Origin of the sequence: Nonlabens sp. Ci31 (assembly GCF_012974865.1) — a bacterium.
GTDB lineage: Bacteria > Bacteroidota > Bacteroidia > Flavobacteriales > Flavobacteriaceae > Nonlabens.
Genome location: NZ_CP043633.1, coordinates 1,141,232 through 1,160,690, shown reverse-complemented (window position 1 = coordinate 1,160,690; position 19,459 = coordinate 1,141,232). Strand labels below are relative to the sequence as shown.

At 36.8% G+C, this 19,459-nt stretch carries 20 protein-coding genes; 6 read left to right on the top strand and 14 right to left on the bottom strand.

From position 1 onward, the window contains the following. Positions 1-56: 56 nt before the first annotated feature. From atpE to F0365_RS05200, 5 genes are all read right to left on the bottom strand, one after another. On the bottom strand, positions 57-257 hold the full coding sequence (atpE, locus tag F0365_RS05220; protein ID WP_036583467.1) for an ATP synthase F0 subunit C: 201 nt from the start codon (positions 255-257) through the stop codon (positions 57-59). Between the two features lie 35 nt (positions 258-292). Beyond that, positions 293-1,483, bottom strand: a complete 1,191-nt coding sequence (atpB, locus tag F0365_RS05215; protein WP_169932729.1) for a F0F1 ATP synthase subunit A — start codon at positions 1,481-1,483, stop codon at positions 293-295. Between the two features lie 124 nt (positions 1,484-1,607). Then, on the bottom strand, positions 1,608-1,973 hold the full coding sequence (locus F0365_RS05210; protein WP_169932728.1) for a hypothetical protein: 366 nt from the start codon (positions 1,971-1,973) through the stop codon (positions 1,608-1,610). Between the two features lie 58 nt (positions 1,974-2,031). Next, entirely contained in the window at positions 2,032-2,433 is a 402-nt protein-coding gene (locus F0365_RS05205; protein ID WP_169932727.1) for a polymer-forming cytoskeletal protein, read from the bottom strand. An 11-nt stretch (positions 2,434-2,444) separates the two neighbouring features. Next, positions 2,445-5,060 carry a tetratricopeptide repeat protein gene (locus F0365_RS05200; RefSeq protein ID WP_169932726.1) on the bottom strand — a complete coding sequence of 872 codons (2,616 nt, stop codon included), beginning with the start codon at positions 5,058-5,060 and terminating at the stop codon, positions 2,445-2,447. 232 nt (positions 5,061-5,292) lie between these two features. On the opposite strand from F0365_RS05200, the gene F0365_RS05195 reads away from it, so the two are divergent. Then, the gene (locus tag F0365_RS05195; RefSeq protein WP_169932725.1) at positions 5,293-8,751 is read left to right on the top strand and encodes a TraB/GumN family protein; all 3,459 of its coding nucleotides are present in this window, start codon (positions 5,293-5,295) and stop codon (positions 8,749-8,751) included. 90 nt (positions 8,752-8,841) lie between these two features. Here the strand turns inward: F0365_RS05195 and F0365_RS05190 are convergent, their stop codons facing one another. From F0365_RS05190 to F0365_RS05175, 4 genes are all read right to left on the bottom strand, one after another. Continuing rightward, on the bottom strand, positions 8,842-9,069 hold the full coding sequence (locus F0365_RS05190; RefSeq protein WP_169932724.1) for a hypothetical protein: 228 nt from the start codon (positions 9,067-9,069) through the stop codon (positions 8,842-8,844). Between the two features lie 29 nt (positions 9,070-9,098). Continuing rightward, positions 9,099-9,332, bottom strand: a complete 234-nt coding sequence (locus tag F0365_RS05185; RefSeq protein ID WP_169932723.1) for a hypothetical protein — start codon at positions 9,330-9,332, stop codon at positions 9,099-9,101. Further along, on the bottom strand, positions 9,329-10,081 hold the full coding sequence (locus tag F0365_RS05180; RefSeq protein WP_169932722.1) for an ABC transporter ATP-binding protein: 753 nt from the start codon (positions 10,079-10,081) through the stop codon (positions 9,329-9,331). The genes F0365_RS05185 and F0365_RS05180 overlap by 4 nt, the downstream gene beginning before the upstream one ends. Before the next feature lie 91 nt (positions 10,082-10,172). Next, positions 10,173-11,657, bottom strand: a complete 1,485-nt coding sequence (locus F0365_RS05175) for a DUF5687 family protein (protein ID WP_169932721.1) — start codon at positions 11,655-11,657, stop codon at positions 10,173-10,175. Between the two features lie 91 nt (positions 11,658-11,748). On the opposite strand from F0365_RS05175, the gene F0365_RS05170 reads away from it, so the two are divergent. Continuing rightward, the gene (locus tag F0365_RS05170) at positions 11,749-12,792 is read left to right on the top strand and encodes a ferredoxin--NADP reductase (RefSeq protein WP_169932720.1); all 1,044 of its coding nucleotides are present in this window, start codon (positions 11,749-11,751) and stop codon (positions 12,790-12,792) included. A 239-nt stretch (positions 12,793-13,031) separates the two neighbouring features. On the opposite strand, the gene F0365_RS05165 is transcribed toward F0365_RS05170, so the two are convergent. From F0365_RS05165 to F0365_RS05150, 4 genes are all read right to left on the bottom strand, one after another. Further along, entirely contained in the window at positions 13,032-13,205 is a 174-nt protein-coding gene (locus F0365_RS05165) for a hypothetical protein (RefSeq protein WP_169932719.1), read from the bottom strand. 16 nt (positions 13,206-13,221) lie between these two features. Continuing rightward, positions 13,222-13,875, bottom strand: a complete 654-nt coding sequence (locus F0365_RS05160) for a CoA transferase subunit B (protein ID WP_169932718.1) — start codon at positions 13,873-13,875, stop codon at positions 13,222-13,224. 166 nt (positions 13,876-14,041) lie between these two features. Continuing rightward, complete coding sequence (locus F0365_RS05155) at positions 14,042-14,284, bottom strand: four helix bundle protein (protein WP_317169843.1); 243 nt, start codon at positions 14,282-14,284, stop codon at positions 14,042-14,044. A 48-nt stretch (positions 14,285-14,332) separates the two neighbouring features. Next, positions 14,333-15,034: a CoA transferase subunit A gene (locus F0365_RS05150; RefSeq protein WP_169932717.1), complete on the bottom strand. Its 702-nt coding sequence runs from the start codon at positions 15,032-15,034 to the stop codon at positions 14,333-14,335. A 63-nt stretch (positions 15,035-15,097) separates the two neighbouring features. Between F0365_RS05150 and F0365_RS05145 the strand changes: the two genes are divergently transcribed. The 4 genes from F0365_RS05145 to F0365_RS05130 all read left to right on the top strand — a co-directional run bounded on the left by F0365_RS05145 (position 15,098) and on the right by F0365_RS05130 (position 19,009). After that, positions 15,098-15,799, top strand: a complete 702-nt coding sequence (locus F0365_RS05145; protein WP_206071305.1) for a peptidoglycan DD-metalloendopeptidase family protein — start codon at positions 15,098-15,100, stop codon at positions 15,797-15,799. 89 nt (positions 15,800-15,888) lie between these two features. After that, the gene (locus F0365_RS05140; protein WP_169932716.1) at positions 15,889-16,878 is read left to right on the top strand and encodes a UDP-glucuronic acid decarboxylase family protein; all 990 of its coding nucleotides are present in this window, start codon (positions 15,889-15,891) and stop codon (positions 16,876-16,878) included. After that, positions 16,841-18,232, top strand: a complete 1,392-nt coding sequence (locus F0365_RS05135) for an exopolysaccharide biosynthesis polyprenyl glycosylphosphotransferase (protein WP_169932715.1) — start codon at positions 16,841-16,843, stop codon at positions 18,230-18,232. The genes F0365_RS05140 and F0365_RS05135 overlap by 38 nt, the downstream gene beginning before the upstream one ends. After that, positions 18,233-19,009 carry a glycosyltransferase family 2 protein gene (locus tag F0365_RS05130; RefSeq protein WP_169932714.1) on the top strand — a complete coding sequence of 259 codons (777 nt, stop codon included), beginning with the start codon at positions 18,233-18,235 and terminating at the stop codon, positions 19,007-19,009. It abuts the gene before it with no gap. A 2-nt stretch (positions 19,010-19,011) separates the two neighbouring features. Here F0365_RS05130 and F0365_RS05125 read toward each other — a convergent pair whose 3' ends face one another. After that, positions 19,012-19,452: a hypothetical protein gene (locus F0365_RS05125; protein WP_169932713.1), complete on the bottom strand. Its 441-nt coding sequence runs from the start codon at positions 19,450-19,452 to the stop codon at positions 19,012-19,014. Positions 19,453-19,459 lie beyond the last annotated feature (7 nt).

Below are 19,459 nucleotides of genomic sequence, written 5' to 3'. Positions count from 1 at the left end.
ATTAAACTATTCTTGCAACCAACCGTTACAAGAATAGTTTGTGTTGTAAACTCTTATTAGTTTTTACCTAATAAAAGAGCTCCAAATGCAAGTCCTTCAAGAAGTGCACCAATGATAATCATCGCAGTTTGGATCTTTCCAGCTGCTTCTGGTTGACGAGCGATAGCTTCCATCGCTTTTCCACCAATTTGACCAAGACCGATACCACCACCGATAACGATAAGACCTGCACCAATTAAATTATAAGCTGTTTCCATAATAATGGGTATTAAAAAAAATTAAACAAAAAAAATTAAACAAAACGTTCTCTTACCTCATCTATATCGTCTTCTTCAGCGCCAGCATGCTCGGGATGGTCATGCTCTGCAACTGCCATCCCAATAAATAGGGCAGACAACATAGTAAAGATAAATGCCTGTAAAAAGGCTACTAATAATTCTATAACGGATAGGAACAAGGTTAAAAACAGAGCTAAACCTGTAGAACCTACCATTCCAAATTGTGCTTTCAAAGTAATCATTAATGCAATAAGTCCCATAACCACTACGTGACCAGCAGTAATATTTGCAAATAAACGAACTGTAAGAGAGAACGGCTTTGTAAGTAATCCTATTATTTCAATAGGAATCAAAGCGATCTTCATTAATATAGGCACCCCTGGCATCCAGAAAATATGCTTCCAGTAATCCTTATTACCACTAAATTGTACAATAATAAATGTGAATAATGCTAAACATACAGTGACGGCAATTTGTCCTGTAATATTAAACCCAAATGGGGTCAATCCTAAGAGGTTACCAATCCAGATTAAGAAAAATACCGTCAGTAAATAACCCATGTATTTTCTATACTTTTGCTCTCCTATATTTGGCTTAGCAATCTCATCTCTTACATATAGTACCAATGGTTCTAATACACGACCAAAACCAGTTGGAATACTTTTGTTTTTGTATTGTTTAGCAAGACCTCCAAAAACCAATAGCATAAACAATCCTATCAATATCAATCCAAAAACGGATTTTGTAATTGACATATCAAAAACTCTATGTGCATTTGTTGGGTGGTGTTCTTCATCAAAATTAATAGATGTGGCACCGTTTTCTAATTCGTAAATCTTACTGTGTAACTGAGTAAAAGTAGCATCACCTGCTCTTACCAGTTCTTTACCGTCGTCGTCGTGATGAAACTTTGAAGACATAAAAGCCTTAGGACCTTCACTAGACCATACGATAACAGGAAGTGGAAAACCAACGTGATTTCTTTCTCCTGTATCATCTGTATAAGAGAATAAGTGGAAGTCGTGGGCATCTTTTAAGTGATGGTCGATATAAGAATCGATCTCTTCTTTTGTATTCACTTTACCTTCGTTAGATCCTACCTCTTTATCAAAGGCATAATCACCAATTTGATCTTGAGCTTGTGCCGTTGCAAAAGCTGAAAAGATCAAAGTAAAAAAAGCTGTTTTTAAGTACGCTCTAAACATGTAAATCACCTTGAAAAGTTAGGTCTTTTAATTCGGCTGCAAATGTATGACAAAAAAACGTGTAATAATACAGCTTTTAAAAGTTAATTTTTCGAGCTTTTTTGAAGGTGTTTTGAAGGCTCAATTAATTCTTATTAAGCCAGTTAATCACTATAGCAGCTTCCATAAATAAAAATATAAAGTATGGCGAAAGAAAGCCCAATATCTCTACTTTAGACAACTTGGGATCTTCACTTAACAATTCTGGGAATAATAAGAATACAGCACCAAACTTTACAAAGACCAAAGCGAGGAAAGCATAACCTAATTTATCTGGCACTAATCCAAAAACAAGTTTTAATACACATACCGTAATAAAAGTAGCTGCTCCTAAAAAAGTATAGGTCTTAATTAAAGAAATCGAAGGATCTTCTACAAGGAAGTAATGAACGCTGTAAACAGCGGCCGATAAAAAGAGTACAAGGAGAAAGGTTTTGAGATAAAAATTCACTGGGAGGTTATTAAACAATTAAAATAGACACATACATCTGAAAAAAACAAGATAACCTTTAAGCAGTCGTTACTTTTTTACCATTATCCACAGCTTTTATTGCCGATCCCATCGTACAACTAGCGTTAAATGTAGCTCCTGGCTCTACCGCTAGTTTTTGTGTCGTCACTTCTCCTGTGATATGTGCCGTAGACTTTAAAGTAAGTAATCCTTGAACTAAAAGCTTTCCAGAAAATGCGCCTTCAATGTCTGCGTTATCGCATTCTAAGGTACCATCTACTTTACCGTCTTTCCCAATCACCACTTTTGCTGATGTTTTAAGAGTACCGTTTATGGTTCCATCTATTCTAAAACCACCTTCGCTAACTACATCTCCGTCGATAGTTGTTCCATGACTTATTCTGTTTTGTGACTTGCCTGATTCCATATAAGAGTTACTGTTCTTTTTATTGTTAAACATACTATTTGCCTTTATAACATTTCTTTCTCGTACATATCCAGACTTTTATAAACCTGTATGATCTTGTAATTTTCTGACGCTATAGATAAGTAAGATTTTGAAACTTTATAATCGTTTTCAGGTTTTGTCATCAGATCTCCTAGACCTTTTGCTCCCAATTTTGAACGTAGCCCATGCACTACCACAAGTTTTTCGTCCTTATTATATACATCGATAGAAACTCTAAAAGCGAACTTTTCCTTTTTAAAGGCCTCCACTAATTTTTCCTTTAAGTTATCCATCTCCGTAACCTCTGTGTTTTTAAATCTGTAAAGCAGTTTAAAGTCAGCAAGTCCATTTTCTGGAAGGAACACCTCTGGTATTTTAAGCGCTTCGGCATCAGCAGCTAGTTTTTGTGCACTTTTACCTACTTCTGTATTAGGAAAATTTAAAGCTACGTAGTCTATACCTTTTTTATATTCTTGAAAACCGTAAAGCCTTCCAGCAGCAAATGACTTTAACAACTCCAGTCTTGGCACTATATCATCTCCGTTAAATAAGGTGGAATACCTTTCTGCGCTGGTGATGACTAGATCGTAATTTTCTTTTTCGTATTCCTTGAACAACCGATTATAAACTGCTAGCGGACTCGCGCTATCATCTAGTTGTGCATCAGGATTTCTCAATATTTGAGCATATCTCGTATCTGGATAATCTGTTATGATTCTATTTTTTAACTGTTCCGCTTTCGCGAAAGCATCACTACTATCATCTTCCTTGTAAATTAAATACAGGTTGTAAAGTGCTGGTAATAATAGTTTTTCAGTTGGATCGTGCGTCAATAAAGTATCAAAACGACTGATGGAAAGATCGTTGCGCTTAAATTTCTCTTTATATATAACTCCTAGTTGATAATAGGCAAAGTTTCTAGCCTTTGCAATACTGTCCAGCGTGATTTCTCCTTCGGGAAGTGTGCTGGTATAGAAACCTGTAGTGAACTCTGGTCGTACTTCTACTTCTTCAACAACCACCTCTTGTTCCACTTCTCTTTGCAGCTCTTCTTTTTTATTCTTACGCCTCCAGTTATCCTTGAGGTTTCGTTTTCCCCATTTTTTTCTAAAGTCTAACTTCCCACGAGCAACCGTTTGCTGATTAAAGAAGTAGAAAGAACTTCCCCCAGAAGCATTAGCGCCTACGTTGGATCCAGGAGTTCCAAAAGTAGGTCCGGCATTACCGCGTTTAGTAACATTATTGTTGTTGATTGTTTGAAACGCATTTTGCTCTTGAGCCGCTTTTGCTGCTTCTACTTCTGCTTCTTTTGCGATGCGCTCTTCTTCCGCTTTTAAACTGTCTATATATTCTTGATAATATTGTGCTTGCTGTTCTGGTGACATATCGAGAACCTTAAAAATACTGTCGGCGCTGCGACGTCTTCCTTCATAAAGGATCACATCTTCTAGATTGTTTCTCTTTTTAGTAACCAGTCGGTGCTCTTTGGTGCGCTCCACATAATTTGCAATAGCACTGTCAAAATATTTACCAGCGTTCACAAATTTAGATTGGTCAAAACTTATCTTTCCTAGAGCAGCATAATTATTAGCTCTCAGGTAGTAATCCTGTCCATTTTTTGCACGTAACGATTTGTTGTAATATTGTTTTGCCCCTTCTATACTGTCTTCTCTCTCTAAATAAATCGCTTTGCGAGAATAAATAGCATCTAGCCATGGCCTGTTTTCTCTGTTTTCTTCTAAGTCAATAATAGTCGCTAGCAATTCTTCCTTATTATCTTTAGAGATGTCAAAATTTTTGATCTTTTCTATAAAGGCATTGACGTAGTAACGACGTGGTATCTTGCGATGCATTTCTATGATCTCGTCGTAATGTACAAAAGCACTGTCGCGCTGACCAGATTTAGCAAATAGTTGTGCAGTAATGAACTTATAACGCGCTTGTGTTTCTTTATTTTTAGTCTGTTGCTCTGCACGATTCATATAGATAAGAGCACTATCTACTTGCTCGAGGTTTAAAAATGCTTGAGACAAAGTAGCATTTGCAATAGCAAGATCTTCCTTTTCTATAGCTCCCTCTTCTTCCTTGAGCAACTTGCTTAAATTCTTTATAGCAGTTTCATTGTTATCCAGCCGCATGTTTGTTTTCTCCCGCCATACTTTGGCCTGATTGATCTGGTCGCTTTCGGGCATGAATTGTAAGATGTAATTGAAAGCCTCTAATGCTGGGATAAAACGCTGGTCGTAATACCTCGCTTTACCGAGTAGCATATAAGACTCGTCAATTTGTGGGTTGTACTCCGTCTCATTAATAAGCATGGAGTGTTTTTGAACCGCTTTTACCGCTTTTTCTTCCGCACGCTCAAAGTTGGGGTCTGCTGGTTTATCGCCTGGCAAAAAGACTTGATCTTTTACCGTCATGCGCTCTACAGGTAATACATCCCAGTAATTCTCTTTATAAGTTTGTTCCAGTCCATCAAGACCAGCTTGTAAAGCTAGATGACCATTATACAGGACGTTGTATTCTGTTCCTACCGCATGCAGATTGCGACTTATAAAAGAATTCTTCTTCCTGCTACAACCGGTAACAACAGCTATAAACAAGAATGCAATACAAATATGGTAGAAAAACTGTTTCAAAAAATAGGTTTTAAACTAACTTCCATAACTCCAAATACCGCGTTGATATTGTAAAAGATCGTAAAAATAAGGATTTTTTACTACCGATGAAGTTTACGGCTCGAAGATGGTAAATTTATGAGGATTTTGATTGATAACAGATCGTTAAAGGTTTGATTAAAAAAACTGTTTGTCCTATTTTAGGTGTTTAATAGGCATTGTTGTTGATGCTTCTACTATTTTACCGCATCCTATGAAATACTTTTTTACAATCCTTTTCTTAATTGTTTTTTTACAACAATCTAATTCACAAACAGATAACAGCCTTTTATGGGAAATTACAGGTAACGGCTTAGAAAAACCTTCCTTTCTATACGGCACCATGCATGTGAGCAGCAAAGTAGCTTTTAGGCTGGACGACGTGTTTTTTAAATCTCTTGAAAAAGCAGACGCTATTGCCCTGGAGTCCGATCCTACTCAATGGATGGATGAGTACTACAGTGAGCAGGTTTTAACCGTTCAGAATGAATCTGTCTCCTATGACGCTACTTTTTACGATGACCTTTTTAAACTAGAACATCCACAGCCTCAAATGGTAAGAGCTAGTATCCGTATGAATGACATGGCATTAAACGGTTATCTCTACCGTAAAAATGGAGCCTCAGACAACTTTGAAGAAGAAACCTATCTGGACATGTTTATTTTCCAAGCAGGGAAAAAAGCTGGTAAACCTATTATCAGTCTGGAAGATTTTAAAGAGTCTCAATACCTTACTTCCAAAGCAGCAACTAACCCTTCTAAAAAAGAAATCGATCAATGGCTGCAGGAACGACTTGAAAAAGAAAATCGCTATACCATCCAAGAAAATGTATATCGAGATCGTAATATTTCTTTGCTGGATTCTATAGGCGCAGCTACCAACACAGAATACTTCAGAAAAAACATGTTGTACGACCGCAATGAAAACATGGTCGTGGTGATGGACTCTGTTATGAAAACCCAAACAGTTTTTGCAGGAGTAGGAGCAGCACATTTACCAGGTGAGAATGGTATGATTAAAATGTTGCAAAGAAGAGGCTATACCGTAAAAGCACTTACGTCTGCACAGACAGAACTGGCTAAAACAGAGAAGAAGTTTCTAGACGAGAATTTTGTGGCTCCCACGCTTTCGCGAAAGCGTACACCTGATCAATTTCTTTCCTTAAAGTCATTTGATGACCTGCGCGAGTTCAGCATTGGAAATCAGTCTTTTTATATGATGCCCGAAATGACTAATGGCGCTTACCTCACTATTTCTAGAATCAATACGCTGGATTATCTTTCTACCGATAAAAAGAGAATCGACCTTGATTTTATTGACAATGTGCTTTTTGAAGATATTCCCGGCGACATTATTGAAAAAAAGAAATTGACAACTCCTTATCCAGGGTATTCGATTCTCAACAAAACTAAAAAAGGGGATTATCAGAAGTATCATATTTATAAAACACCGCTAGAACTAATAGTGATCAAATTTGGCGGGAAGCTTGATTTTGTAAAGCAATACGAACAAGAGATTTTTAGTTCCATTGAGTTCTTACCTAATAGTAAGATATTAAAAACGTTCACGGCTCCTTTTAATAAATACAAACTGTTGTTCCCTGAACATGTAGCAGCAAATAATTTAGAAAATCCTGGAAAAACATTCCTACAAGGGACTGATGGCACATCCTTTTACTTTTTTCAAGAATCCCCCGTATTTGATACGGATTATATAGAGGAAGATCAATTTGAAGCAGAGTTTATAGTAGATGAGTTTCTAGAGGATCTAGGTTATAAAAAAATGACTGGTAAGTTTGAAAAGGATCCTTATGATAGTTATCAAGCTACCGCTATTATGGATACGGTTCAAAATAAAAAATTGAGCGTTAAAGCAATAGTTAAAGACGGCAGTTACTATCTAATGGGTTATACTGGGGTAAATCCTAAGAAAGGGAGTCTATTTTTTAACTCTATAAAGTTCCATGATATTGATTACGGAAAGTTTGAAACAGTTCAAGACACTGCCATGCATTTCTCCGTATACAGCCCAGTGAAAGCGCCTTTGTCGAGAAGCAGGTACTCGTATAACGATATCAAAGAATATCAATCGAGAGAAAACGCTGCTTACTACACCACTCCTGCAAATGAACAAATAGAAGTGAAAATGACAAAGTTTCACGATCTACAAATGTTTCACAACCCAAAAGATTTATGGAAAGATGTGGATAGTGAGGACTGGATCGACATGAAATTATATCGCAGCAGTACCCGTGCGAAAGAAAAAGAACAAACAGAAAAGGACGGTCTCTTTACTTATAAAAGAATCTTTAAAGACAGTCTGAGCGCAAAGCACATTCTTGCAAAAAGTGTTTATTTTAAAGGTCGCATATACCATCTTAAAACTATTGTAGACAGTACCCAACAACCATCTCAATTTGTAACCCAATTCTACAACAGCTTTACACCACAAGACACCATGTTAGGCAAAGACATCTTCACTGATAAAACAGCTTTGTTTTTTAAAGGAGTACAGCAAAAAGACACCTTAGTCTTTGAGGCAGGCAATAAAGTGAAGTTTAGAGTAAAAGACATCCCTCAAATGATCGCATTAATAGTTGCTGTAAATGTCGAGGATAATAGTCTTAAAAGCATAAAAGAATATACTCTCAACGAATTAATCGATTTAAAAGATGAAAGAGTCCTGCCTTACATCACAAATTTATATGAATCTTCTTATAATGATCCTGATGTACAACTCCTTATATTAAGGAAATTATTGCGTAAAAAAACAGCTGGAAATCATGAAAAAGTATTGCGATTACTGGAGAAAGACTTGCCCTTAAAAAAATCAGGGATATCTAGTGCGTTCAATCGTTATGGGGACTCTTTAAAGCTGTCTTCTAAATTGTTTCCAGAATTGCTTACCTATGCATCTATCAGTGAGTATAAAGAACCGGTTTATGAATTACTAGCTCGTACTAAAGACTCTGGATTTGTAAAGAAGAAAACATATAAGAAATACCGCAAGCAAATTATTACCGACGGTAAAATTGAAATCAAAAGAACTTTAAGTGCTAAAAGATCTAGTTATGATTATAAATCAAATGATTTATTGAACAGCTATGTAAAACTCATCTTTCCATTTAGAAAGGATAGAAACGCTCAAGATTTCTTTATTAAATTATTAGACAGTGGTAAAAACGAAGCCGTAGCAGAATACGTTACATTATTGATGGAAAATGATGAGATAATACCTCAAAAAATTAAAAAAGAAATAGAAAAAGACCTATCGCTTAAAGCTCAAATAATGATTACTGCTGCAGAAAGAGAAATAAAATTATCTCCGGTCACCAGTCAAGAGGATCTTGCAAGAAGTATCGTGCTTACAGCAAGTTCTTTTGATCAAGGAGAAGACGAGCTCTCTTTTGAAGAAAAGAAAATAATCACTACTGATAAAGGCAAAAAAGCAGCTCTTTATATCTTCTATTTTAAAAATAAAGGAAGCTATCATGATCAAAAATATATCAGGTATGTTGCCTTTGAACTAGATGACAAGAAAGCTGTCATAACTGAGCCATATGATAAATCCTATGGAAATGGTAAAGCCTACGACACTGATAAAGAAAAAGCAGACGCTTTAAAAGAAATAGTAAAAACAATCAAACACAAAGGCCGACGAAGAGTAAATTAAAAAGGAGTCGTCTAAGAGGAAGAACCAGGGACCGCTCTAGCTAAAAGATACCCGTATAATGACGTGAATCGAACCTTGGTAATGAATCCATTAAAACTTAAATGGCTTTTTTAAAAATATAGACTTTAAACCGTACGCTCTACCGTACTCTGTTTCTTCCATATGGGGTTTTGGAGCTACAATCATAGCAATGGCTATAGGTATAAACATAGTCATCATTCCTTGCTCCATAAACTGTAATACAATAAATCTTGAAATTAGAAATAAGGCAGTAAAAGAAACACCGTAAATAAGAAAGGATTTGATTTTAGGGCTCATAAAAATTAAATTTTTCTAAAGGTATATCATTATACCTTAAATACCTTCTTGCTGAAAATTGATTTCAAACCGTATTCCTTACCAGACTGCATTTGTACCACATGAGGTCTGGGAGCAATCAACCACGCGCAGGACAAAGGGATGACAGTAGTCCAAATAGTAGGCTCTATAACAAACTGCATCATTATATATCGCGCTAACAAAAAAGCTGCTAAGAAAATAATCACATGAATACCCAGCATTTTATATCTTGGATTCATCATTCTTCTTCTTCTTCTTCTTCTGTAGTCACTGCAACTGGCGCATGACTTTCTGAGATGCCTATAAAATAATCTTCTAACTCTTTAAAAGTAGCACTGCTCTTTTCAATATCTTTTACCACTTTCCCTTTTTCTAACAATACCACACGTTGAGCAACCTCTGTTACGTGAATCAAATCGTGACTTGAAACCAATACAGTCACCTCAGGATCGTTTGCGAGTTCTTTGATAATTTTCTTTAATCTGATTTGGGTAGATGGATCAAGGTTTGCAAAAGGTTCATCAAGAATGACTACTCGTGGGTTACCTATTAACGAGGCTATGATTCCTACTTTTTTCTGATTTCCTTTAGAAAGATCACGCAGGTACTTCTTTTGCCCTACAGCTTCACCGTTAAAGAAATCACTGTAGCTGGCAATAAGGGCATCAATATCTGCCTTGTTTTGGCCGCGCAATTCTCCTATAAAATAAAAATATTCTTCTGGTGTGAGGTATCCTATTAAAAAGCTCTCATCTATAAAAGCACTTGTAAAAGGTTTCCAGTCCTCACTTTGATCTATTCTCACATCACTTGAAATAATATGACCCGTAGACGGCTGTATCAAATCTAGTAACAGGGAAAAAAGGGTGGTTTTTCCAGCACCGTTATTTCCTACCAGACCTATCGCCTGTCCCTTTTGAATTTCAAGATGTTCTATGTCTAGTACGCTAGTACCGTTGTATTGTTTGGAAAGCTTATTTATAGTAATCATAATAATGTAGTGTTAGTTGTTGGTTTAAATTTCGCTTTCGCGAAAGCGAAATAAAAATGAAAGCGATATTCCTATAATCAATGTGCTCAGGTTAGTCCTTTTGTGCATAAGCAGCTATAGTATCGTACTTCTCGTTTTTATAAATATCTTCAATCAGATCAAAAATCTTATTCCTGAAAAGCAATCCTAATATTCCTGTAGTGGCAATCGCAATAAAACCAGCAGTCTCATTAATGGTCAGTGCAAAAGCATAATAAATAACTACAGGTAAAACCAGTTTAGGAAGAAGTAAGAGCAGCGTTTTTGCATTAAAAGCTTTGGAATCGCCGAAAGCTTTTTTAGTGGTCATTAAATCGATAGGTGTTTTTACAAAAGCACCACCCCACAAAACGACAGAGCTATTAAAACCGATGTTGTAAACAGCTCCCGCTAGTATTCCAAACCACCAATCCCATCCAAAATAGATGTAAAACGAACACAGCAGTGTGCTTATTACTGTAGCGGCGACCATGAGCCACCATTTACTCAATAAAAACTCCCGGTAAGGTATGTTTTGCGCCATCATTAATTTGTAATAACTACTGTCCCAACTAGGAACTAAACCCCCAAAACTGAATAAAAATCCTCCGGTACAAAACAAGCCTGCAAAAACCTTCATCCCGTTGATATCAGCATACAAGTCTTGCATAAAAAACAAGCCGTAAAGCACAAATGCAAACCCCATGAAAAAGGTCATTTTTGCACGTTTGTTGCGTTTGATCAACTTGATATCATTCTTTAAATAAGTGGACAATTTGCCAAAACGATCTAGAAAACTTAAATCCTCTGTAGTTGCTTCTTGAGCTACAGACTTTAATCCTTCATCTAGGTACAACTGCTTTTCAAAATAATGGTATGCGTAATAAACTGTACCTATCAACAGCAACAGCGGAATTATAAATGCCCATGCATTTTCATAAAAAAACATAAACATAGAACCCGTATATAACGTAATATCAAATATGCCATAGTACTGAGACAATCCTAGAGCAGCCATTACAGCAATAACTGGATAAAATACTTTATCGACGTTATTCATAAAAACGTTGAGAAAATTAGTCGCTAGAGTAATAAACAACATAGCAAGATGCCAGCTTATAACCCCCGTAATACTGTAACCTTTGATGATTAAGACCACGCTAAATGGAATAAAGAAAAACGCAGGTAAGAAATTGAAAAAGGATAACACCGTCTTGCCTAAGGCATAGTTGACTATTTTTCCTTTCTTAAAAGGCAGGTATAGGAGAGGCTTTATATTTGCCACTGGCATTTTTTGAAGCATATAACGGTAGGCTATATCTGCAAAAATCCAATAAATTAAAAACTGGTTAACGACATCAAACGGATTGTCTGAAATGATTTTCCCGTCTTCGATCAAGCCTTCAATTATTAAATAACTAAATCCGCCTAGCAATCCAAAAATTGCAATAAAGTACAATGCCCCAAAGCCCATTAAGATCTTAATAGCAAGGTTTTGTTTAAACGCGGCACTTCTAATAAAGCTTTTCCATTCTAGATGGATAAATTGTTTGATCATGGTCAGTGAATTTGACGTATTAGTTACAAAAATTATAAAAATGTTACAGCTCGGTTTTCCTTTATTACTTTTGCAGCTTTAAAAATACGACATGATTTTTCATAAGCTTACTATAAAACAAGTTACTAAAGTCACTTCTCAAGCGGCAGAAATACTTTTTGAGATTCCTAAGAACCTGCAAACTGACTTTGCCTATACCGCTGGTCAATACTTAACCCTCAAAGCTACGATAAACGGAGAAGAGGTACGTCGTGCTTACTCGCTTTCTAGCGCACCGCATGAAAAAGATCTAAAAGTGGTGATCAAAGCCGTAGAAAAAGGGGTGTTCTCGAACTATGCAATGACATTACGCGCGGGCGATCAGCTAGAGGTTGCTACTCCTGATGGTCTTTTTATTCATAAAAAAGGTAACAGCACTCAAAATTATTTAATGATTGCAGCAGGTAGCGGTATTACCCCTATTACCTCTATTATCAAAGATGTTCTTACTCAAGAACCCGACAGCAAAATTGCCTTGATCTATGGAAACCAGTCCGTAGCACAAACCATTTATTACGAGCAATTTAACGATCTTAAAGATCAATATGGAGATCGTTTTTTCCTTAAATATTGTTTCTCTCGTGAAGAACGCGATGAGGCATTATTCGGTCGTGTAAGTAAATCTAACCTCAACTTTTTCTTAAAGCAGGTGGTAGGCGATCTCGCTTTTGCAAAAGCGTACTTATGTGGGCCAGAAGAAATGATTGCTATGGCAACCGATAATCTGATAGAAAAAGAAGTCCTTACCAAAGAACAAATCTATTTTGAGCTTTTTACAACCAAAGAAAATGACATTGAGGTTACCGAAGACAGTCCCCTGACCGAACTTACTGTTATACTCGATGATGAAGAGTACAAGCTTACGGTAAAACGCAGTGATAACTTACTGGACGTAATGCTTAAGAACGACATCGACGCTCCTTATAGTTGTCAAGGTGGTATTTGCAGCTCCTGCATTTGCCATATAGAAGAAGGAACCGCGCAAATGGCAAAAAATGCGATCCTAACCGACAAAGAAGTAACCGATGGTTTTTCTTTAGCTTGTCAGGCCTATCCCACTAGCGCTAAATTAGTTTTGAATTTTGATGACGTGTAATCCTTATAATCAGACTTCGAGAACCTCAGTCCTCGATATTTAGAATTTAAACGGGCATTGAGGCTCTCGAAATGCGGTCTGAAAACCTCTAAAAGGCGCAGGAAACACTGACTTTATTGATTTCTCAATGTCTTTCTAGAGAATTTGGCTGGATAATATTACAAATAGAGGAAAAAGCTACTTCCAAATTTATTGGAGGCAAAAAAGGCTTTATCCTAACGGCAGAATTAATTCTACCCTTAGGATAATAAAACCAAATTAATTAATTCTTTGACAAAATCATCTTTTTCAGCTTCCACATATTCTTGAAGCATCATTTTATTTCTTGCATGGATTGCCATGAATTCTGAAACCCCATTGATCACATGGCTGTTTTGGGTAAACTCTGCCACCATTTTAAGTGACTTTTTCAAAATATTATAATCCGTTTTAAATCTTCATCTCCGGAATCTCTCCATCAATAATCAATGTCCCTTCTGTAGCATTTTGAATTTCTTCTACACTCACTCCTGGAGCGCGTTCTAATAATTTAAAACCTTTATCCGTTACTTCAAGAACAGCAAGGTTGGTCACGACTTTATTGATACAATTCACACCTGTTAATGGCAAAGAACATCTTTTTAAGAGTTTAGAAGCTCCTGCTCTATTGGTATGCATCATCGCAACGATAATATTCTCAGCACTGGCTACTAGATCCATAGCGCCACCCATTCCTTTTACCATTTTACCTGGTATTTTCCAATTGGCTATATCGCCATTTTCAGCTACTTCCATAGCTCCTAAAATAGTCAGGTCAACGTGTTGTCCTCTTATCATACCAAAACTCATGGCACTGTCAAAAAAGCTAGCGCCTGGCAATGTGGTGATGGTTTGTTTACCCGCGTTGATCACATCTGGATCTTCTTCTCCCTCAAAAGGAAATGGTCCCATTCCGAGAACTCCATTTTCAGATTGAAATTCTACTTGCATTCCATCAGATACATAATTAGCTACCAAAGTTGGTATTCCTATTCCTAAATTTACATAGTAACCGTCTTTTACTTCTTGCGCTATTCTCTTTGCTATTCCTATTTTGTCTAACATGATTAATTTGATGATTTGGTGATGAGATAATTTGATAATGATTTAATGTTCAAATTATCCATTCATATTACGTTTTGTAGTTCCTATAATTTTAGACAGCACTTTTGATATAGATTCTCTGTCTTTTAAAATCTGTTCTTCAGGGGTGGATAAATGTTTTGATGCTTCACATAATTCCAACAGTATTCAGATTCGTCGCTTTCCTTTGCGCCAATTTTAAATTTATGAATAAAGTGCTTTCTGCGTTTTGAGCTTCCCAAACGTTTGCCCCTATACTCGTTCCGGATCTGAAGAGTTGCGATGCTAAATCCCAATCTTTCTGACTTTTTAGTTGCTGGACAAAATCAATAATTTGTAGCGAAAAATTAAAAGTCAAACTACCGATAGCATTATCTTTTATATTTCTCATACGGCATTTTTAAGTACTATCAAATTAACAAATTGTCATATCAACAAATTATTTTCGACTGCGAACTGTCCTTTGCTCAATTCTCTTCTCATACTTCTCTCCTTGGAAAATGCGTTTTACAAATATTCCTGGAATATGAATCTCATTGGGATCTAATTCCCCTGCAGGAACCAGTTCTTCTACCTCAGCAACAGTAATCGCAGCTGCACCAGCCATTACCGGATTAAAGTTACGAGCTGTTCCTTTAAAAATTAAATTTCCAGCCTCGTCTCCTTTCCATGCTTTTACAAAGGCAAAATCTGCTTTGAAGGCCTGTTCTAGAATATGTGGCTTTCCGTCAAAATCTCTGACTTCCTTTCCTTCGGCTACTTCAGTACCATAGCCTGCTGGTGTAAAAAATGCAGGGATACCGGCTTGTGCTGCGCGACATCTTTCGGCTAGTGTTCCTTGAGGGATCAAATCTACCTCCAACTCACCGCTCAACATCTGGCGTTCAAACTCGTCATTTTCCCCTACGTAGGAAGAAATCATTTTCTTGATTTGTTTTCCTTGAAGTAATAAACCTAAGCCAAAGCCATCTACACCTGCATTATTTGAAATACAAGTAAGATTCATAACTCCCATTTTTACCAGTTGAGCGATACTATTTTCAGGAATTCCAGACAGTCCAAAACCACCTACCATCAAAGTCATATCGCTTTTAACGCCTTCCAGTGCTTCTTCCACACCTTTTACCGTTCTATTGATCATATCAAATTTCTTTGGTTTAAAAATACACCAATTTATTGGGGATTTAAAGCACTTGTCAGCAATATGAAGGTAGATATTTCATTAAATTGCTATAAAATTGAAGCCTTAATTATCATGACATTGAAACACCTTATCGATCCTAAATACAGTTCAGAAGACTATTTCCCTATAAATCTGTCGGTTGCAAATTCCTTTTGGGATAAGAATGATGTGAGTGACATTCCTGTTTTTGAAAATTATTTGCAAGAAAAACGCACTCTTACTGGTAAATCTGTGGCTCACGGCGGTTACTTAGAACAGCGTGCTTTGTATAGAAGATCGGCTAGGTTTCAGACTGGTAAGGTACGAGATGTTCATATGGGAATCGATCTTTGGGCTCCAGCTGGGACTAGCGTTCACGCATTTATGGATGGCGTAGTACACAGTTTTGCTCACAACGACGACGCTGGAAACTACGGTCCTACCTTGATTTTGGAACACGATCTCAACGGTAAAAAACTCTATACGCTTTATGGCCATCTCTCTATAAGTGACATGGAAAAATGGTCTGTGGGATTCCGCTTTCGCGAAAGCGAGATCATAGCAAGCCTAGGAAAACCAGAAGAGAATGGTGGTTATTCTCCACACCTGCACTTTCAAATCATGACCGATATGAAAACTTATAAAGGCGACTTCCCGGGTGTTGCAGCAACAGAAGAGCTGGGGGATTATAAGGAGATTATTCTTGATCCCAATCCATTTATTTTTGATAGCGCTGTGCTCTAAAAACTTGTTTTAGCTGTTCCCAATAAAGCTGGGCTAGCACGCATTCAATTTTCCTATCTTTGAAAACTTATAACTGATCTACGTTTTACATGAAAAAAAGAGTTCTTATTACCGGTGCTGCTGGATTTTTAGGTTCGCACCTTTGCGATCGTTTTATAAAAGAAGGCTACCGAGTTGTAGCGATGGATAACCTGATCACTGGCGATCTTAAAAATATCGAACACCTTTTCCCTCATGAAGATTTTGAGTTCTACAACCACGATGTCTCTAATTATGTTCACGTAGCTGGAGATCTAGATTATATTTTACACTTTGCTAGCCCAGCAAGTCCCATAGACTATTTAAAGATTCCTATCCAAACCTTAAAAGTAGGTTCTCTAGGAACGCATAACCTTTTAGGTCTGGCAAAAGCAAAAAATGCGAGGCTACTTATCGCTTCTACTAGTGAGATTTACGGTGATCCTTTAGTACATCCTCAAGATGAAAGTTATTATGGTAATGTAAATACAATAGGGCCGCGTGGCGTTTATGACGAGGCAAAACGATTTCAAGAATCCTTGACAATGGCTTACCACAGGTTTCATGGATTAGAAACCCGTATCGTACGTATTTTTAATACCTATGGGCCGAGAATGCGACTCAATGATGGTCGTGTGATTCCTGCTTTTATGGGTCAAGCACTGCGAGGAGAAGACATCACTGTTTTCGGTGATGGATCGCAAACAAGGTCTTTCTGTTATGTGGACGATCAAGTAGAAGGAATTTATAGATTACTGCTTAGTGATTATTCAGACCCTGTAAACATAGGGAACCCTAACGAAATCACCATAGGAGATTTTGCTGAAGAAATTATTGCACTTACAGGAACCGACCAAAAAGTAGTCTATAGAGATCTTCCACAAGACGATCCATTGAAAAGACGTCCAGATATTTCACTTGCTAAAAAAATCCTCGATTGGGAACCTAAAGTGGGTCGTGAAGAAGGAATGAAATTAACTTATGACTATTTCAAATCACTATCTCCAGAAGATTTAAACAAACGTGACCACAAAGACTTTACAAAACATATCCGCAGATAGTATCGCCTATCGCAATGGCCGTTTTTCTGGTTTTATAAGACCCCTTTCCTATGTAGTGGATTTGAGTCTTATCATTCTTGCTGCGTCTTATTTTTTCAAAGAAAGTTTTGACTTACTTACCTATAGTATTTTTATAGGTATTTGCTGGGTGATTGTCTCCATGCAGCTGGATTTTTATAGAATACGTAGGAATACAAAATTCACCACTTTACTGTCACGCCTGGCTAAGCAGTCTGTATTTTTTGCATTTGTAGTATTTGCTTTTTTTGGGTATTACTATGAGCTCAACAGAGAATCTACCTTTATATTTAATTACATAGGAGCTACTATTACTGGTGTTTCATTTGTGAAAATATCCTTGTTTTTTATACTTAAAAACTACCGCAGCGCGTTGGGTGGAAACTATAGAAATGTAGTGATTTTAGGTAAAAACAAAGATACCCAACAGCTTCTTGATTTTTTCAAAACACATACAGACCTGGGCTACCGTTCTAAAAAATTAATTGATGTCACTGCAAGTTCCTTTTCTCTGCCTGCGTTTAAGGAATGGGTGATTCAAGAGAAAATAGATGAAATTTTTTGCTCTGTCACCGAATTGAATAATGAGCAGCTCATAGCGCTTACCGATTTTGCAGATAATAACCTGAGGACACTTAAATTCATTCCTAATACAGCAACAGTGCTCTCTAAGCATTTACAATATGATTATTACGGTTTAACACCTGTGCTGTCTTTAAGAGAGATCCCGCTGGATGATATCGCTCATAAATTTGCAAAAAGAACCTTTGATATTCTGTTCTCCTTGTTAGTGATTACTTGCGTGATGTCTTGGCTCACTCCTTTAATTGCTATTATCATCAAGATGGAATCTAAAGGTCCTGTTTTCTTTAAACAATCTCGCAACGGTTTGGATTACAAGGAGTTCACTTGTTTTAAGTTTCGTTCTATGGTTCCTAATACTACCGCACACTTACATCAGGTAAAACGGGGTGACCTTAGAATTACTAAGATAGGTCGGTTTTTACGCAAGACGAGTGTTGATGAATTACCGCAATTTTTCAATGTTCTTTTAGGAGACATGAGTGTGGTAGGACCGCGACCGCATATGGTAAGTCACACCCATATGTATGCCGAGCGGATTGATAAATTTATGGTACGTCACTTTGTAAAACCTGGCATTACAGGACTTGCTCAAGTAAGTGGTTACCGAGGCGAAGTAGAAACAGAAGAAGATATCAAAGGACGTGTACGCAATGATATTTATTACATCGAGAATTGGAACATCGCTTTAGACCTAAAAATCATTTTTAAAACCATTGGCAATGTGTTTCAGGGTGAAGAAAAAGCTTATTAAATGAGTCTGGTTTCTATCATAACGCCTACGTTTAATAGCCTTACAACGATAAAAGAATCCTTGGACAGTATTCTAGCACAAACGCATCGGCCGTTAGAAATCATTGTTGTAGATGATGGTAGTGCTGATGGTAGTTACGCTTTCGCGAAAGCTTATGCTGCAAAAAACACCTCTTCAGAACTAACTTTTATCAACTTAAAAAACACTTCAAATTCTGGGGCTGGAATCACTCGCAATAAAGGAATAGAAGCCGCAACCGGCACCTATATAGCTTTCTTAGATGCAGACGATTTATGGAAACCTCATAAACTAGAAGTACAGCTTCATGCGATGAAAAAGCAGAAGGCTACTTTTTGTTATGGCGCTTATGAAATTTTTAAATCATCCCCAGATCAGCCAGAATTTATTCATCAAGTATTTGAAAAGCTGACTTTTGAGAGACTCTTAAAAGCCAATTATTTAGGCAATCTTACTGGGATTTACAACGCAAAAAAACTAGGAAAATTCTACATGCCAGCATTGCGTAAAAGACAAGATTGGGCCATGTGGCTGGATGTGATTCAAAAAGCAGAATTTGCCATAGGAATTCAAAAACCTATAGCTAGTTACCATAAAGGTGACGGTTTATCTTCTAATAAGTTAGATCTTATCAAATACAACTATGCCGTTTACAGAACACATTTAGGATATTCTACCTTAAAAAGTAGCTGGATGATGCTGCAGTTTTTTTATGAGCAGTTTTTTGTGAAAAGTAAATTACTATCTAAAGTGAAATAGTTCTATTGAAAAAGGACAGGTAAGTTGCTGTTTTCCATCTTAACGATATAGAAAGGTTGCTTGACTATGGTAAACGCACCTCCACCAAAACGGATATAATTTACGTCTACAATAATATTAGAGACATCTTGAAAAATACCAACTTCTAAACCATAAGCGCTAGAAGGTCTTACTTCGTCAAAAACAGCAATAACTGTATACGTGCTGAAATCAATAGTTGTTTCCGTAAACGAGTCAGAAACGTTGTTTTCAGAATCCATAGAAGTGATTAAATTACTCCAAGTAGTATCGTCTGTTATTACAAGGTTTTGCTTGGGAATTCCTTCTCCGCCATTAAGATTATTTTCCGAGATTAATGTATATGATACTGAAGTAGAATCATCGTCATTATTACATGCTATAAATATTATGGAGACTAGAAGAAATAATAGGGGGTTTTTCATGATTAAG

What these genes read in the sequence shown, in the direction of transcription:
- atpE (WP_036583467.1), bottom strand. Translation starts at nt 257, where the DNA reads ATGGAAACAGCTTATAATTTAATTGGTGCAGGTCTTATCGTTATCGGT.
- atpB (WP_169932729.1), bottom strand. Translation starts at nt 1,483, where the DNA reads ATGTTTAGAGCGTACTTAAAAACAGCTTTTTTTACTTTGATCTTTTCA.
- F0365_RS05205 (WP_169932727.1), bottom strand. Translation starts at nt 2,433, where the DNA reads ATGTTTAACAATAAAAAGAACAGTAACTCTTATATGGAATCAGGCAAG.
- F0365_RS05195 (WP_169932725.1), top strand. Translation starts at nt 5,293, where the DNA reads ATGAAATACTTTTTTACAATCCTTTTCTTAATTGTTTTTTTACAACAA.
- F0365_RS05190 (WP_169932724.1), bottom strand. Translation starts at nt 9,069, where the DNA reads ATGAGCCCTAAAATCAAATCCTTTCTTATTTACGGTGTTTCTTTTACT.
- F0365_RS05185 (WP_169932723.1), bottom strand. Translation starts at nt 9,332, where the DNA reads ATGATGAATCCAAGATATAAAATGCTGGGTATTCATGTGATTATTTTC.
- F0365_RS05180 (WP_169932722.1), bottom strand. Translation starts at nt 10,081, where the DNA reads ATGATTACTATAAATAAGCTTTCCAAACAATACAACGGTACTAGCGTA.
- F0365_RS05175 (WP_169932721.1), bottom strand. Translation starts at nt 11,657, where the DNA reads ATGATCAAACAATTTATCCATCTAGAATGGAAAAGCTTTATTAGAAGT.
- F0365_RS05170 (WP_169932720.1), top strand. Translation starts at nt 11,749, where the DNA reads ATGATTTTTCATAAGCTTACTATAAAACAAGTTACTAAAGTCACTTCT.
- F0365_RS05160 (WP_169932718.1), bottom strand. Translation starts at nt 13,875, where the DNA reads ATGTTAGACAAAATAGGAATAGCAAAGAGAATAGCGCAAGAAGTAAAA.
- F0365_RS05155 (WP_317169843.1), bottom strand. Translation starts at nt 14,284, where the DNA reads ATGAGAAATATAAAAGATAATGCTATCGGTAGTTTGACTTTTAATTTT.
- F0365_RS05150 (WP_169932717.1), bottom strand. Translation starts at nt 15,034, where the DNA reads ATGATCAATAGAACGGTAAAAGGTGTGGAAGAAGCACTGGAAGGCGTT.
- F0365_RS05145 (WP_206071305.1), top strand. Translation starts at nt 15,098, where the DNA reads ATGAAGGTAGATATTTCATTAAATTGCTATAAAATTGAAGCCTTAATT.
- F0365_RS05140 (WP_169932716.1), top strand. Translation starts at nt 15,889, where the DNA reads ATGAAAAAAAGAGTTCTTATTACCGGTGCTGCTGGATTTTTAGGTTCG.
- F0365_RS05130 (WP_169932714.1), top strand. Translation starts at nt 18,233, where the DNA reads ATGAGTCTGGTTTCTATCATAACGCCTACGTTTAATAGCCTTACAACG.
- F0365_RS05125 (WP_169932713.1), bottom strand. Translation starts at nt 19,452, where the DNA reads ATGAAAAACCCCCTATTATTTCTTCTAGTCTCCATAATATTTATAGCA.